We start from the raw sequence: 14,922 nt of genomic DNA on the forward strand, positions 1-14,922 counted from the left end.
TCAGCCCTTCTCCTCCAATATCTGGCTGATGCTCAGGTCCAGCTGGCTGTCGATGAACGCCAGGAAGCTCTTGAAGCCCAGGGTGGAGAGGCCCAGCCGCTCCTGCAGGCGGCTCCGGGTCTCCTCGTAGACGCGCTGCCGTGCACTCTTCAACCAGCGGGAGACGGTGGATTGATTGACGCGAAAGAGCGAGGCCAGCTCGTACGTCGAGAGTTGATCCGCGAAGTGGAGGCGCAGCAGGTGGCGCTCGTCGGCGGAGAGCGTGGAGGCGGCTTCATGCACGGCCTGACGGAACTCGGCGTGGTGGCGCCGCTTCATGACGTCCAGCTCCGGGTCCACTCCCTGCCCCGGCAGCATCTTGAGGATCTCCTCCGCGCTGTCCTCGGACGAGGGCTTCTCCGAGGCCCGCAGCTTGTTGGCGATGCGCCCGGCGGTGACGAGCACCCAGCTCAGCAGCGCGCCGCGCCCCGAGTACTCACCAATCCTGGGAGCGCTCTCCGGGGTGGTGACCAACAACTTCACGCGCGTGATTTGACACACGTCGTCGATCATCGCGTCGGGTTGTCTCAGACCCCGCAGCTTGCCTGGCAGCTTCGCGAGGTAGCTTTTTTCGAAGGCCTCCTGCGCGGAGGCCAGACCCTGAAGACATCCACACGTGAGGTAGAGTTCCGCCAGGGACAGCATTTTGAGAAGCGGCGCGATGGGGCTGTCGGGACTCACCTTGGGCAATCGTTCAGCGACATGGATGACGAATTGATTGAGGGAGAGTTTTACGGTGGGCCACTGCGCGCGAGCCTCCTCCCACGCGCCGAGCAGCAGCGCGTCAAGCGACGCGGCTTCCACCTCTGTAGGGGGGACGAAGCGCACCTGGGTATGCTTGAGAAACGTCGCGACGTGCTCGGACACCTGTTCCATTCGAAGGTCCATCCTACGCACTTCGTCTTTGCCTTCAACGCCAGCCATTGATGGGCACCCGCTCCGTGGCCCCCTTGAACACTTCCCAACCCAGGTATCCGCTCCCCTCCGGCTGTCTGACGGATGAGGTCCTGGTGGAGCTCCTCGAAGCTCGGTTGCCAGACGAGGAACTGACCCGGGTCCATCAGCACGCCACCCATTGCGACGACTGCCGGACCCTCCTGGCCACCTTCACCCCCGGCATCCAGCCCTCGGGGGAAGCGCCCTCGGAGATCCGCGAGCCGGCGGACGCCTCGCGGGAGCCAGCGCCCTCCTGGACGCCACCCGACGCCTTTGACGCGTTCCGACTCGAAGCGCTCATTGGCCGGGGCGGGATGGGCGTGGTCTTCCTGGCGCATGACACGTCGCTGGATCGGCGCGTCGCGGTGAAGTTCATTGCCTCAAGCCAGCCCGACGCCCGGGTCCGCGAGCACTTCGCGACCGAGGCCCGGGCGCTCGCGCGCCTGCAGCACGCCAACATCGTCAACGTGTTCAGCGTGGGCGAGGTGGACGGCCACCCGTACATCGTCTCCGAGTACGTCGTGGGCCAGAGCCTCGCGGAGCTGCCCCTGCCGGTGCCGTGGCGGCGGGTGCTCTCCCTGGGCGTCGGACTGGCCCGGGGGCTCGCGGCGGCGCACCGACAGGGCGTGCTCCATCGCGACCTGAAGCCGTCCAATGCCCTGGTCACCCGGGACGGCGAGGTGAAGCTGCTCGACTTCGGCCTGGCCGAGCGCTTCGAGGTGGGAACGGCCCTGACGTCCAGCGCGCAGCCCCTCGTCGGGACACTGCCCTATCTGGCGCCCGAGCTGCTCGCCGGAGCCCCGGCGACGCCTCGCAGCGACCTCTATGCCCTGGGCCTTGTCCTCCACGAACTGTGTACGGGCGAGGTGCCCCAGCGCACCTCCCGGGGACAGCAGGAGGCTCCTCCTCGCGCCGTGCTCGGGCCCGACATCGACCCGGACTTCGCCACGCTCATCACGCGGTGCCTCGCGGCCAATCCCCTGGACCGGTTCGCTTCCGCGGACGCCCTCTGCGAGGCCCTGGAGCGGCTCGAGCGCATCAGCGCGCCCGCGCCACTGTCCTCCGGCAATCCCTATCGCGGCCTCGCGCCCTTCGAGGCCGAGCACCGCTCGCTGTTCTTCGGGCGCGAGGCGGACATCCGCGCCGTGCTCGAGCGCCTGCGCACCCAGCCCCTGGTCCTCGTCGCCGGAGACTCCGGGACCGGCAAGTCCTCGCTGTGTCGCGCCGGCGTGCTGCCTCGGGTGGCCGCGGGCGCCCTGGACGCGGGGCGTGAGCAGACCACGGTCACGCTGTGGCCCGGTCACCGCCCGCTCGAGGCACTGGCCGCCGCGCTCGCGCCGCTGCTCGGCCGGAAGGAGGCGGAGCTGGTGACCGCGCTCGCGCGGACGCCGGGCTGGCTGGGACCGGCGCTGCGCGAGGCGCACTCTCGCGGGCGCGGACTGCTGCTCTTCATGGATCAACTGGAGGAGCTCCTCACGCTCTCCGAGCCGGTCCAGGCGGCGCATGTGGCCCGCCTCCTCGGGGAACTCGCCCTGCCGTCGTCGGGGGTGCGCGTGCTGCTGGCGGTGCGCGGCGACTTCCTGACCCGCCTGTGCGCGCTGCCCGGCCTGGGCGAAGAGGCCGAGCGGGCCCTCTACATCCTTCGCCCCCTGTCGCAAGAGGGGGTTCGCGAGGCGATCGTCGGTCCCGCGCGCAGCCGGGGCGTGGCCTTCGAATCCGGTGAAGTCCTCCAGGCGCTCGTCACCTCCACGGCGCCCGGCGTGGGGAGCCTGCCGCTCCTCCAGTTCGCGCTCGCCGAGCTGTGGGAGCGGCGCAATCCGGAGCAGGGCCGCATCACCCGGGAGGCGCTCGATGCGATGGGCGGGGTGGCCGGGGCCCTGTCCCGCCATGCCGACGGGGTGCTCGGGCGACTGGGGCCCGCCGAGTACGCGTCGGCGCGGCGACTCCTGCTCCGGTTGGTGACGGCGGAGGGGACGCGCAGCGAGCGTGGCGAGGAGGAGCTCGTCGAGTCCTCGGATGGGTCCTCGCGCGCCGCCCTTCGCGCGCTCGTCGAGGGCCGCCTGCTGCATACGCGCACCCTGGGCGGCCAGCCGCGCTGGGAGATCGCGCACGAGTCGCTCATCGCGAGCTGGGGCACGCTGCGCGACTGGCTCGATGACGACATCGGCCAGCGCGCGCTGCGCAAGCGGGTGGAGACGGCCAGCGCGGAGTGGGAGCGCCTCCTTCACGCCAGTGACGCCCTCTGGGGACAGCGGCAGTTGGAGGAGGTGCGGCTGCTGGAGCTCTCCACCCTGGGCGCGCGCGAGCGTTCCTTCCTCCTGACCTCCCGCCGCGCCGTGACGCGCGAGCGCTGGAGGCGCCGGCTCGCGGGGCTCGTCGTCGCGCTCGCCGTCCTCGCCTCCGGCGGTCATCGGCTGCTGGCGTACCTGGTGGAGGCGCGGTTGAGCGCCGAGGAGCTTGGCACGGCGCGCGAGTCGCTTGCCGGGGGCCGTGCCCTCGCCCAGGAGGCCCGCATGCGGCGTGAGGAGGCCCTGGCGCTGTTCGACAACCGGGCGCCACCCTCCGTGGACCTCAAGAGCCCGCCGGACTCCGGAGGACTCAGGAAGGCCGCCGAGCGGCAATGGACCGAAGTGCTCGTCCTGCGCGACGCGTCCGATGCGGCCTACGCCCGCGCCACCCAGGCATTGGACAGGACCCTTGAGCGGGACCCCCGCCATGGGGACGCGCGCCAGCTCATCGCGGAGGTCACCTACGAACGCATCCTCCTCGCCGAGGACTTCCACCAGCGTCGCGAACGTGACGCGTGGGTGCGGCGCCTGGAGCAGGAGGCGGACACCTCGAAGGAGGGGGCGCAGTGGCTGCGACGGCTCCGGGCGCCGGCTGAACTTGAGTTGGTGACCACCCCTCCTGGCGCTCGGGTCGAACTCGAGCGCTACACCCAGGAGGAGGACGGGAGGCTCCGCCGCGAGTCCGTTCCAGGTTTCGCTCCCCTGGGCCCGACCCCCATTGCCCGGCTCCAGCTTCCCGAGGGCTCCTATGTGCTTCGCTTCACGCGGCCGGACTCCGTGCCGGTGGAGTTGCCACTGCTCCTCACGCACGGGGCCTCCGAGACGGTCCGCCTCGCGCTGCCCTCCGCGTTGCCTGAAGGTCATGCCTACGTCCCGCCGGGCTGTTTCCTCCTGGGCCGCGCCGGGGCGGAGGAGGTGCGGAAGTTCTCATTCAGTCCGCCGATGCATCGGCGCTGTTTCAACGAGGGATATCTGATTGGCAGGAGGGAGGTGACGTTCGGGGATTGGATGACCTACCTCGACGACCTGCCTCCGGAGGCGCCCGCGAGGCGCATCCTCGAACAACCCCACTTCGGCGACGGTGGGGCGGTCACCCTGCGGCGGCATCCTGGCGCTGGCTGGCGCTTCACCTTCTATCGCTCAAGCGAGACATTCCGCACGGCGAGGGTGGGCGAGGATTTTGTCTATCCGGGGCGGACCCGGAGAACCGCGGGCGATTGGAGGAAGTTTCCCCTGTCCGGCGTCTCCGCCCAGGACCTGGAGGGCTACTTCGACTGGCTCCACCGCACGAAGCGACTGCCGGGAGCGCGCCTGTGCAGCCAGCACGAGTGGGAGTACGCGGCCCGAGGCGCGGATGGCCGGCAATACCCGCATGGCGACCAATTGCAGCCAGATGACGCCAACATCGACGAAACCTACGACCGGTCGCCCATGGCCTTCGGCCCCGATGGGGTCGGCTCCCACCCTGCATCGGTGAGCCCCTTCGGCCTGGAGGACATGGCTGGCAATGCCTATGAACTCACGCGGTCCGCGACGCCGGAGTTCGGAAGCGTCGTGCTCCGGGGGGGCTCCTGGTATTACGACGCCTTCGCTGCGTCGAGCGCGGACCTCTCACCCGGCGATCCCACGGCGCGCGACGCCAGGGTCGGCGTGCGCGTCTGTGCTTCGTTCCCTCCCAGGTAGCGGGCAGCGCGCATCGCCCATCTGAAACAGGAGACAAGGATGCGTCAGGCACTCGGATGGTTGTGGATGTTGGGGGTTCTCTGCTGTTGCGCGACGGGAGGGGGAGTCATCGAAGTGAAGCCGGATGCGCGGCTGCTGGAGGCGCAGGCGGCGTTTGACGACGCGATGAAGCTCAAGGACGCAGGCGGGTATTCTGACGCCCTGGCACGGGCGGAGCAGGCACTCACTCTTCGGGAGGCCGTGCTCGGAAGCACGCATCTTGACGTCGCCAGCGCCCTGGACCTGATGGGCGAGCTCTCCTGGCGGATGGATGGGACGCACCTGGAGCAGGCGGAGCCCCTGCTTCAACGCGCACTCGCCATTCGCGAGGCGGCCCTTGGGAAGAGCCATCTCGACGTCGCCCAGACGCTCTACAACCTCGCTTCTCTCTACGACGCCCAGGGGTTGTACGAACGGGGTGAGCCCCTCTTGCTGAGAGCCATTGCACTGCGGGAGGCAGCCCTCGGTGAGCATCACCCGCTCGTTGCTGACGCGCTCCACTTCCTCGCCATCCTCTATGCGGAGCAGGGGCTGTATGACCGGGCGGAGCCGCTCTACCTGCGCGCGCTCACCATCCGCGAGGCGGCTCTTGGCAAGAGCCACCCCCGTGTCGCCATCTCGCTCAACAGTCTGGCCAACCTCAACTCGGACCGGGGGTTGTACGAGCGGGCGGAGCCGCTCTACCAACGCGCGCTCGCCATCCGGGAGGCGGCCTTCGGCGCCCGTCACCCCGACGTCGCCCAGTCGCTCAGCAACCTCGGCAATCTCTGCGCGAAACAGGGTTTGCTCGACCGGGCGGAGCCGCTCTACCAGCGCGCGCTCGCCATCCGCGAGGCGACCCTCGGCGAGAGCCACCCCAGCGTCGCTGAAACGCTCAACAACCTCGGCAACCTCTATTTGACCCAGGGGCTGTACGGCCGGGCGGAGCCGCTGCACCAGCGCGCGCTCGCCATCCGCGAGGCGACTCTCGGCAAGAATCACCCCCTTGTCTCCTCCTCGCTCCACAACCTTGCCCTGCTCTTCATGACCCGGGGGTTGTACGGCCGGGCGGAGCCGCTCTACCAGCGCGCCCTCGCCATCAAGGAGGCAACCCTGGGCAAGAGCCACCCCACCGTCGCCGCCCTGCTCGACAACCTCGCACTGCTCTTCACAACGCAGGGGTTGTACGACCGGGCGGAGCCGCTCTACCTGCGTGCCCTCGCGATCCAGGAGGAGGTCCTCGGCAAGAACCACCCTGACGTCGCCACCTCGCTCAACCGCATCGCCAACCTCTACGCGGACCAGGGGTTGTATGGCCGGGCGGAGCTGCTCTACCAGCGCGCCCTCGCCATCGATGAGGCAGCCCTCGGCAAGAGCCACCCTGATGTCGCCGCCCCGCTCGACTCCCTCGCCAGCATCTATGCGATCCAGGGCGCGTACGGCCGGGCCGAGCCCCTCTTCCAACGTGCGCTCGCCCTCCGGGAGGTGGCCTTGGGCAAGGACCACCCCGCCGTCTCCACCTCGCTCAACAACCTCGCCAACTTCTACGCGCGGCAGGGTTTGTATGACCGGGCGGAGCCTCTCTCCCAGCGTGCGCTCGCCATCCGGGAGGCGGCCTTCGGCGACAACCACCCCGACGTCGCCGAAACGCTCAATGACCTTGCACTGCTTCGCCTGGGCCGGCATCGCCTCCCCGAGGCCCTACCGCTCTTCACGCGCGCCTTCGCCATGTCGGAGCTGCGTCTGCGTCAGGAGGCCCTCGACTTCTCGGAAGCGCGCCTGAGCCATTTCCTCCGGTTCCTGCGCGCCGATGAGGAACGTCTCTATGCGCTGCTGCGCGCCCATCCCGACAACGCCCACGTGAGGCGCCTGGCCTTGAGCGCGGCCCTGCTCCTCAAGGGCCGCTCCATCGAGGAGACCGCCAACATCTCCCGCGCTGTCTACCGGAGCCTGGGCGCGGGGGAGCTCGAAACCTTCGAGCGCTTGCGGAGCCTGCGCACCCGACTTGCCAGCCTCACGTTCCAGGGTCCGGGCTCGCTGCCCCCCGCGGCCTATCAACAACAGCTCAAGGAGCTGGCCCGGGAGGGTGACGCGCTCGAGGCCGCTCTTGCCCATCGCTCCGCACCGCTGCGCGCACTGACCGCGCTGCCATCTCCCGCGGACATCGTCGACCGTGTCGCCCAGGCCCTGCCCAGGGACGGCGCGCTCGTCGAGTTCATCACCTACGCGGAGCACCCCCTCGTGCCCAGACCCGGCGTGCCCGAGTCCTCGAGTCCTGGTCCCCTGCGCTACCTGGCACTGGTCCTCTTCCCGGATGCGACCATCCGCACCGTGGACCTGGGACCGGCCGCTTCCCTGGACCTGGCCGCCTCGAGCCTGCGAGATGCCCTGGCCAACCAGGACGCCGGCTTCCAGGCCAAGGCCCGGTCGGCCTATCGGCTCGCGTTCCAACCCCTGCTCCCGCTGTTGGGGAAGACCCGACGCCTCTTCCTCGCGCCGGATGGACAGTTGGCCCTGGTGCCCTTCGCCGCCCTGCACGACGGAAAGCAGTTCCTGGTGGATGCCTTTGACTTCACCTACCTCACCTCCGGCAAGGACCTGCTGCCGCGCCCCCAGCAGATCGCCCCGGCGGACTCCGTCGTCGTCCTCGCCGACCCGGCCTTCGGTGCTCCGGTGCAAGCCCCCGCATCCTCTCAGGCGGAGACCTCGGCGGTGGCCGAGCGCTCCGCCTCCATGGAGCGCTTCTTCTCCTCGCTGCACGAGCGCCCGGTGCACAGGGACTGGGACGTCATTCCGCTTCCGGGCACCCGCAGGGAAGCAGAGAGCATCCAACGGCTGTTTCCCCAGGCCCAGCTCTTCCTGGGCCCCGAGGCCACCAAGGAACGCCTGCTGCGATTGTCGTCCCCTGGCATCCTGCATCTGGCCACCCACGGCTTCTTCCTGCAGGACGCTGCCGTGTCCCCGAACTCCCGCTCCGTGGTCCACTTCGGTGCTTTGGGGGATGACACCGCCGCCTCGCCTCCGAAGGATCCCCTGCTGCGCTCCGGCCTCCTCTTCGCGGGTGCGCGCGCGCTGGCCCCTGACGCCTCCAGCCCCCATGCGGCTCCACCCGAGAACGCGCTGGTGACAGCGCTGGAGTTGGCCGGGCTCGATCTCTGGGGCACCCAGCTCGTGGTGCTGTCGGCCTGCGATACGGGACGCGGGGACATCCAGTTGGGCCAGGGCGTCTACGGGCTGCGCCGGGCGCTCGTGGTGGCCGGGGCGGAGACCGTGGTGATGAGCCTGTGGAAGGTGAAGGACGACACCACGCAGGAGCTGATGGAGGCCTACTACCGCCACCTGCTCGCGGGAAGGGGACGAGCCGCCGCGCTGCGCGAGGCCATGCACTGGCTGCGTGCCGCGAAGCCACATCCCCACCACTGGGCACCCTTCATCGTATCGGGCCAGGACGCTCCCCTTCGCGGGCTGGAGTCCCACCCGCGGGAGTCACCGTAGGGGCCTCAGGCGGGCAGGGACTTCAGGAAGCCAATCAGCGCGGCGCTCACGTCCGGGGCACGTTCCTGCTGGATCCAATGGCCGGCGTCGGGGAGGACGAGCGGCTCCCGGAGGTTCGGAACCAGCGCCTTCATGGCCTCGACGGGGGCGAAGGCGCGTCCCGGATCCTTTTCCCCGATGATGAACAGGGCGGGCTGTTCAATCTTCGCCGTGGCAAGCTGGGGCAGCTCCTCCCAGTCGCGATCCATGTTGCGGTAGCGATTGAGCCCTCCTCGGAAGCCGCTGCCGGCCAGCTCCTTCGCGAAGTACGCGATGTCCTCCTCCGTGAGCCAGTCCGGCAGGGTTTCGGGCGCGGCCACCCCCGTGAGGAACCCGTCGTCCTTCTTCCGGGCCTGGACGATGGGGGACTGCGGATCAAAGCCGGGAACACCGGCGAGGATCATGCGCACCGCTCGCGGAATGTCCGCCTCGAACTCCGCCTCGGCGACCCCGGGCTGCTGGAAGTACAGGATGTAGAACCACTTCTCTCCGAACACCTTCTTGAAGAGCTGCGTGGGCGGCAGCGGCGTGCGGCCCATGTGCGGGACGCTCATGCCGACCACCGCGTGGAAGCGGTCGGGGTGGAGCGCGGCGAGGTTCCACGCCATCGCCGAACCCCAGTCGTGGCCGACCACGACCGCCGTCTTCTCCCCCAGCGCGTCGAGCAGGCCGACGAAGTCCGCCATCAGGTGCTTCATGCTGTACGCCTCGATCTCCCGAGGCTTGTCGCTCTGTCCGTAGCCGCGAACGTCGGGCGCGACGGCGTGGTAGCCAGCGGCGGCGAGCGCCAGCAACTGGTGGCGCCACGAGTACCAGGACTCCGGCCAGCCGTGGAGGAGCAGGACGAGGGGGCCTTCGCCCGCCTCGGCCAGGTGCAGGTGGATGCCGTTTGTCTCGACGGTGCGGTGCTTGATTCCAGCCATGGTGTTCGCTCCCTTCCTGGAGCCCCAGGTGTCGCTCTGATTCGCCACGATGTCGCGGCAATCGTGCCGACCCCTAGAAGATCGTCTTCGCGGTGGCAGCGCACTTCCACACCCTGAGCGGACGTGCGTGCGCCGTCACGGGTGCGTCGACTAGCTTCCTGCCCCATGAACGCCCGCCTGCCGCTTGTCGTCCTCGCCAGCCTCCTCTTCGTGTCCAGTGCGTGGGCGCGGCCCTACCGCGCCATGGTGACGCGCACCGCGTCCACCACGAAGAGCGGCAACCTGGAGCTGGGCCTGCGCTATCAGGGCTTCTTCGCCCTGGATCTCGACGAGTCACAGCCCTACCAGCAGATATCGCCCAGCCTGCGCTTCGGCATCGTCGACAACCTGGAGGCCAACCTCTACGTGGAGCTGCTGGCGCTGGGACTTCCCGGGGACGACGACTTCAAGCTCGCCTTCGGTGACATTCCCCTCGGGCTCCAGTGGACGTTCCTGGAGTCCAGCACGGCAGCGCTGGCGGCCTACGGGCGCGTCACGCTGCCCACGGGTCCGAGCGACGAGGACGGCATCCTCCCGAGTCTCTCCGACGGCACCTGGGACTGGGAGGGCACCCTCATCGGAGAGCTGCGCGCGAGCAAGGACCTGCGCTTCATGCTCAACGGCAGCTACCTGCACCAGGGCACGCGAGACCGGGGCAGCCTGCCCGAATTCGATGTCCCGGACGCGGTCCAGCTCGCGCTGGCGGCCACCTACAACCTCGACAAGTTCACGATGCTCGGGCTGGAGGTGGTGGGCCGCCTCTACTTCGAGGACGTCATCACCCCGGTCTGGCGGGACAATGCCACCCAGGTGGAGATCCTTCCCGTGGTCCGCCACGAGGCGTTCCCCGGTCTGGTGCTGGAGGCCGTCGCGGGCATCGCCGTCACCGAGGGCCTGAGTGAAATCTACCAGTTCCGCCTCCTGCTCGGTGCCACCTACGAGTTCGACCTCGCCTCGGGGCCGAAGCTGCCGAAGAGCAAGGAGGACCTCCGTCCCCCCAAGCCCGCGCCGCGCCGCCGCCGCTGACAAGGTGCCGGTCCGGACGGAGGAGCGTGTCCCCCGCTTCGGTTAGGTTCGGGGGCGACGCGACCGGGAGCATGGGGCCCTGGTCCGTGGGTTGAGGGGAACATCCGATGGGCGCTGTCTTCGCGGGAGTGTGTCTGCTGGGGGAGCTGGCCCTGGGCGTGGCACTGGTGATTGGCGCCTTCTTCACCCTGGCCTTCAGCAGCGAGGCGTACCGCCACAACGCCACGCCGCTCCATCAGGCGTTGAACCTGCTGGCCTTCGCCCTGGCGGTCCTCCCCACCTTCGTCACGCTCTGGGTCGGCTGGCGGCGCTTCCTGTCGGACCGTCCCTGGGAGGCGGTGCCGCTGGGCCTGGGGCTGCCCCTGGTGGCGCTCGTGGTGTGCGCGGGCGCGGCCTTCCTGGCGGTCATGGGCGGCGAGGGGTCGACGTCACGCCACCGCGAGCAGGAGGCACGGGCGGCGCTGGCCGCGCTCCGCGCCGAGGTCGACGGTGGGGCGAGGCACAAGGTGTGCGACCTGGTGGCGCGGGATCCGCGCGCCTCGGCGGAGGACATGCGCCGCTGCCGCGACTTCATTGAATCCCAGCCCGGGGTCGAAGCCCGCTGGGCGGAGTTCTCGAAGTTCTTCGATGAGCAGATGGGCTTCCAGACCTGGAAGCTGGGAGAGGTTGGACTCGCTCCCGCATTCGAGTGGAGCAAGGCGGTGCCGGTGATCCGGCACGACCAGGAGTGGTTCCTCCGCGCGTTCTATGAAACCTGGCTGGCCCGGCCCCAGGCCCTTGCGTCCATGGAGGACCTGGGCCGGCTGCGACTGGCGCTCCAGAGCAGCACCCGCTACCTCGGCTGGGACGCGCGAGCCGTGGAGACCCTCCGCACCCAGGTGCTTCCCGTGCTGAGCGGACGGCTGGATGCACAGGAGCCGCGGCTGCGCGCGCTGCCGGACATGGACGCGTGGCTGCTGGGTTCGGTGCGGGAGAAGATCCAGAACCTCCAGGCCTCACCCGAGGACGGGGTCGAACCCCTGCCTCCGCTGCCGGGGACGCCGCCACCGGGCGCTGTCGGCGTGGCGCGGATGGCGGACGACGGCGCGTTGGATCTGTGGCTGCGCGCGTCGCCCACCTCCGGTGCGTTCGGAGACGTCTACCTCCGACGCGCTTCCTATGACCCCGAGTATGAGGGTTGGTTGAAGCACCTGGGGGGCGCCCTGCGTCCCGGGGAGCTGCGGTTCATCCCCGCGCCCTGAGCCCCCTTCGCGTCAGGCCTGCTGCGCCAGCGCCGCGTCGATGGCCTGGACGAGGCGCGGATCCTCCGCCGTCACGTCCGGGGCGAAGCGGGCCGCGACGCGACCATCCCGGCCGATGAGGAACTTCTCGAAGTTCCACTGCACTTCCGGCTTCGGGTTGGCTTGGATGCCGTAGCCCTTGAGCTTCTCGCGCATGGGGCCTTCTCCGGTGGCGTCGGGGAGGGCGCGGGTAAGCTCGTGGTAGAGCGGGTGCTTCTTCTCGCCGACCACGGCGATCTTCGAGAACAGCGGGAACTTCACGTCGTACTTCAGGGTGCAGAACTCCTGGATCTCCTTCTCGGTGCCCGGCTCCTGTCCGGCGAAGTCGTTGGCGGGGAAGCCGAGCACCTCCAGGCCCTGGGCGTGCTTCTGCTCGTAGAGCTTCTCCAGGCCTTCGTACTGCGGGGTGAGCCCGCACTTGGAGGCGACATTCACCACCAGCAGGACCTTGCCCTTGAACTGGCCGAGGTTGCGTGCGGTGCCGTCGATGGCGGTGAGGGGGATGTCGTAGAGGGCCTGGGCCATGCGTTCGCTCGCTTGTGAAAGAGGGGGCGCAACCCTAGCGCCTCCGGGTCGTGGGCGCCCATGGAGATCGCGTCGCGAGCCCGGGGCTCGCGGCCTGCGTCATCCCTCCAGGGATGGACGTGAGGAGGTGTGCGGCCAACCGCCGCGCGGCACAGTGTCGTGTTGCGAAAAGGAGGGGCGGGAAGAGCCAGGGCCGGGCGGGAAGCGGTCTATCGTGAGGGCCAGGCCGTGGAGTCGCACCCACGGCGGGGGAGCACCACATGAGCCAGGCACGCGAGTGGATGTCAGGGACGCAGCGCATGCGCTTCGAGCCACCGGACCTGCTGGTGGCGACGTTCAGCGGGCAGGTGACCTTGGAGGAGGCCCGCTGGATGGTGGGCGTCTACCAGGAGGTGTTCGCGGGAGGGCCGTTCTACGTCATCGCGGACGTCAGCCACTCGAGTCTGCCGGCGGAGCCCCGGAAGTACCTGTCCAGCACGGTCCGCGCCGAGTGGACGCGCGCCATCGTCTACGTGGGCGCGGACATGGGCCAGCGCATCATCACCAAGGCGCTGTCGGTGGGCATGCTCTTCGCCGGGAAGGAGGCGGGCTTCGACACCGTGTTCCTGGACAGCGTGGAGGCGGGGCGCGCCTGGGTGGCCGCGCACCGCGCTCGGAGCGGGAAGCAGCGCACGGGGTGAGCGGCGGAGGGTTTCTGCTGCATTGGCCCGGGCTACGGCGCGCTCAATGCAATCGTGCCCACGACTCCACTGTCGGAGGTGCTGCAGACCAGGGCGCGCTCCGTCAGTGCGTAGCCCCGCGCCCACGACCTCGCCGCGATGCAGACACCCAGCGCTCCGCTCGCGGCCCCCACATCCCCGAGCGACGTCGCTGGAATCACCTCGCGAATCGATTCCAGGACCGGGGCAAGTCGCACTCGCGCGTGTCCCCAAGCGCTGGCCCGCCACGTCTCGCCGTTCAGGTCGACCACCAGGTCGCCAGAGAACGTCGCACCTGCCTTCAGGCGCCCCACGGCGGAGCGGACCGTGGCGTCGAGGTGGCCCGCCATCTCCGGCACCGCTCCCGTCCGCCAACGCGTCGCATCTTCCGGATCGATTTCCGTGGAGGGGCGTGCCACGTCCACTCCCGCGAGCCGTGCCACCACGGTCGCACTCCTGCGCTGGGCAGCCGTCTCCTCCTCCACCAGGAGACACGCGGCGGCCTCACCCGGCCGGAGCCCCGTTGGAAGTTCCTCCGAGTGCAGCCGGCGGTCATCCGCGAGCCATTGGAGGCTGATGGCGTCGAGCCAGGAGTCCACCGCGATGAGCAGCACGCGGGCGCACCGTCGCTCTGACAGGAGCTGTGACGCGCGCTGGAGTCCCAGCGCCGTGGCCGCGTGTCCCCCCAGGATGAACTCGTCGGCCACCGCGCCTCGCGGCAGCCCCGTGAGCTTGCGAAGCAGGTCCCCGCACGAGCGCTGGAGCGCCGTGGCCGTCTCAGGCCGGGGCCACCCGAAGCGCCGCTCCCCCAGTTCCGGAAGGGCCCACACAAGGCCTGTCTCGCCCCAGAACGCGTCTTCGGCCGGTGGGAGCTGGCCAGACCGGATGACGTCCTCCACGGCGACCTGGGCGAGCCGGAGCCATGCGGCGGTCTGGATGAACCCCTCGGTCAGGGGCCACACCGGTGAGCCCATGAGCGGAGCCTCACCTCCGTCGTCGTAGACGGTGGGCCCCGCGATGGGCCGGACCCGGACGATGCCCGCGCGCAGCGCCGCCGCGGCGGAGATGACGTCATGCCCGACGGCGGTCACCAGCCCGAGGGAGGAGATGACCTCCCTCATGGACGCACCGGTGGCTTCTCGAAGGCCCGCGCTGACTCGACGGTCTTCCAGGCGTCGGGGGAGGGGAGTCGCGCCCCCCGGAACTGCCTGGCGAGGCCGGGCGCCAGCGGAGGGTCGCGCTCCACGGGGAGCCCCACGCGCTCCGCGAGCTCCAGCCAGGCAAGGACCTCCGTGGACACGTGCGCGAACGTCGCGGCGTCGTCGGCGCTCAATGCGTCCCGGGCACGGAGGGCTTCGGTGCGCGTCTGGAGTTCCGCGATGGCGGTCGCGAGGGCGCTCTCGAATGCGCGTGGGTCGCGACGGTCCAGCGCGGTGCAGACCGCGAGACGGAAGTCATCCGGAGACAGCGCGGCCCACGCGTCCAACCACTGCCGGGCCGAACCCTCGGAGGCTTCCATGAAGAACCGGTCCATGAGGAAGCGGACGTAGAAGAAGTCCTCCTCGTACTCCTTGCCCGTCGCGAGCGTCCTTCGCGAGTGCTTCGCCAGCTCCGCCGCGCCGACGTCATCGCGACAGGCGATCGCATCGAAGAAGGGCTCGGACCTGGAGGTCAGCTTCTCCGAGTCGGGTGCGCTCTGGAGGAAGTGCAGGAACGCGCGTCCGCTCTTGAAGAGGTTCGGGAAGAAGGTGCTCGGATCCGCCGTGCCCAGCAGTCCCGCGATGGCGATTCGCCGGTACAGCGTCGAAACCCTCAAGTAGTGCTGCTGCCGCGGTGGCTCGGAGAGGACCTGCGGGAGCAGTTCCTCGAGGGTCACCGCGGCATTCTTCCCAGCAAGCGGCACGAACGTGCGTGTCATGGATCCGCCTCGGGA

The 14,922-nt window shown here is 69.6% G+C and carries 10 protein-coding genes; 5 read left to right on the forward strand and 5 right to left on the reverse strand.

Annotated features, from left to right (window positions below):
• Entirely contained in the window at positions 1 to 927 is a 927-nt protein-coding gene (locus D7X74_RS01035) for a sigma-70 family RNA polymerase sigma factor (RefSeq protein ID WP_233601918.1), read from the reverse strand.
• Between the two features lie 122 nt (positions 928 to 1,049).
• Here D7X74_RS01035 and D7X74_RS01040 point away from each other — a divergent pair, with 122 nt between their 5' ends.
• Both D7X74_RS01040 and D7X74_RS01045 read left to right on the forward strand, forming a co-directional pair.
• Positions 1,050 to 4,946, forward strand: coding sequence for a bifunctional serine/threonine-protein kinase/formylglycine-generating enzyme family protein (locus tag D7X74_RS01040; protein WP_304984903.1), 3,897 nt, complete (start codon positions 1,050 to 1,052; stop codon positions 4,944 to 4,946).
• Between the two features lie 39 nt (positions 4,947 to 4,985).
• A complete protein-coding gene (locus D7X74_RS01045) occupies positions 4,986 to 8,459 on the forward strand; it encodes a CHAT domain-containing tetratricopeptide repeat protein (RefSeq protein ID WP_199741737.1) in 3,474 nt (1,157 codons plus the stop codon).
• Positions 8,460 to 8,464: 5 nt separating this feature from the next.
• Here the strand turns inward: D7X74_RS01045 and D7X74_RS01050 are convergent, their stop codons facing one another.
• The gene (locus D7X74_RS01050; protein WP_120531011.1) at positions 8,465 to 9,421 is read right to left on the reverse strand and encodes an alpha/beta fold hydrolase; all 957 of its coding nucleotides are present in this window, start codon (positions 9,419 to 9,421) and stop codon (positions 8,465 to 8,467) included.
• Between the two features lie 165 nt (positions 9,422 to 9,586).
• Between D7X74_RS01050 and D7X74_RS01055 the strand changes: the two genes are divergently transcribed.
• Entirely contained in the window at positions 9,587 to 10,486 is a 900-nt protein-coding gene (locus tag D7X74_RS01055; RefSeq protein ID WP_120531012.1) for a hypothetical protein, read from the forward strand.
• Between the two features lie 107 nt (positions 10,487 to 10,593).
• A complete protein-coding gene (locus tag D7X74_RS01060; protein ID WP_120531013.1) occupies positions 10,594 to 11,727 on the forward strand; it encodes a hypothetical protein in 1,134 nt (377 codons plus the stop codon).
• A 12-nt stretch (positions 11,728 to 11,739) separates the two neighbouring features.
• Here the strand turns inward: D7X74_RS01060 and D7X74_RS01065 are convergent, their stop codons facing one another.
• Entirely contained in the window at positions 11,740 to 12,291 is a 552-nt protein-coding gene (locus D7X74_RS01065; protein WP_120531014.1) for a glutathione peroxidase, read from the reverse strand.
• Between the two features lie 260 nt (positions 12,292 to 12,551).
• Here D7X74_RS01065 and D7X74_RS01070 point away from each other — a divergent pair, with 260 nt between their 5' ends.
• The gene (locus tag D7X74_RS01070) at positions 12,552 to 12,971 is read left to right on the forward strand and encodes an STAS/SEC14 domain-containing protein (protein WP_120531015.1); all 420 of its coding nucleotides are present in this window, start codon (positions 12,552 to 12,554) and stop codon (positions 12,969 to 12,971) included.
• A 32-nt stretch (positions 12,972 to 13,003) separates the two neighbouring features.
• On the opposite strand, the gene D7X74_RS01075 is transcribed toward D7X74_RS01070, so the two are convergent.
• Positions 13,004 to 14,110 (reverse strand): hypothetical protein, encoded by a 1,107-nt coding sequence (locus D7X74_RS01075; RefSeq protein WP_120531016.1) that lies wholly within the window; start codon positions 14,108 to 14,110, stop codon positions 13,004 to 13,006.
• Positions 14,107 to 14,907 (reverse strand): Imm49 family immunity protein, encoded by an 801-nt coding sequence (locus tag D7X74_RS01080; RefSeq protein WP_120531017.1) that lies wholly within the window; start codon positions 14,905 to 14,907, stop codon positions 14,107 to 14,109. Before D7X74_RS01080 ends, D7X74_RS01075 begins: the two co-directional genes overlap by 4 nt.
• Positions 14,908 to 14,922: the final 15 nt, after the last annotated feature.

This window comes from Corallococcus sp. CA047B (assembly GCF_003612065.1).
In the GTDB taxonomy this organism is placed as follows: domain Bacteria; phylum Myxococcota; class Myxococcia; order Myxococcales; family Myxococcaceae; genus Corallococcus; species Corallococcus praedator.

Excerpts from the sequence above, each read along its gene's own strand:
- D7X74_RS01035 (WP_233601918.1), bottom strand. The coding sequence starts at position 927 with ATGGACCTTCGAATGGAACAGGTGTCCGAGCACGTCGCGACGTTTCTC.
- D7X74_RS01045 (WP_199741737.1), top strand. The coding sequence starts at position 4,986 with ATGCGTCAGGCACTCGGATGGTTGTGGATGTTGGGGGTTCTCTGCTGT.
- D7X74_RS01050 (WP_120531011.1), bottom strand. The coding sequence starts at position 9,421 with ATGGCTGGAATCAAGCACCGCACCGTCGAGACAAACGGCATCCACCTG.
- D7X74_RS01055 (WP_120531012.1), top strand. The coding sequence starts at position 9,587 with ATGAACGCCCGCCTGCCGCTTGTCGTCCTCGCCAGCCTCCTCTTCGTG.
- D7X74_RS01060 (WP_120531013.1), top strand. The coding sequence starts at position 10,594 with ATGGGCGCTGTCTTCGCGGGAGTGTGTCTGCTGGGGGAGCTGGCCCTG.
- D7X74_RS01065 (WP_120531014.1), bottom strand. The coding sequence starts at position 12,291 with ATGGCCCAGGCCCTCTACGACATCCCCCTCACCGCCATCGACGGCACC.
- D7X74_RS01070 (WP_120531015.1), top strand. The coding sequence starts at position 12,552 with ATGAGCCAGGCACGCGAGTGGATGTCAGGGACGCAGCGCATGCGCTTC.
- D7X74_RS01075 (WP_120531016.1), bottom strand. The coding sequence starts at position 14,110 with ATGAGGGAGGTCATCTCCTCCCTCGGGCTGGTGACCGCCGTCGGGCAT.
- D7X74_RS01080 (WP_120531017.1), bottom strand. The coding sequence starts at position 14,907 with ATGACACGCACGTTCGTGCCGCTTGCTGGGAAGAATGCCGCGGTGACC.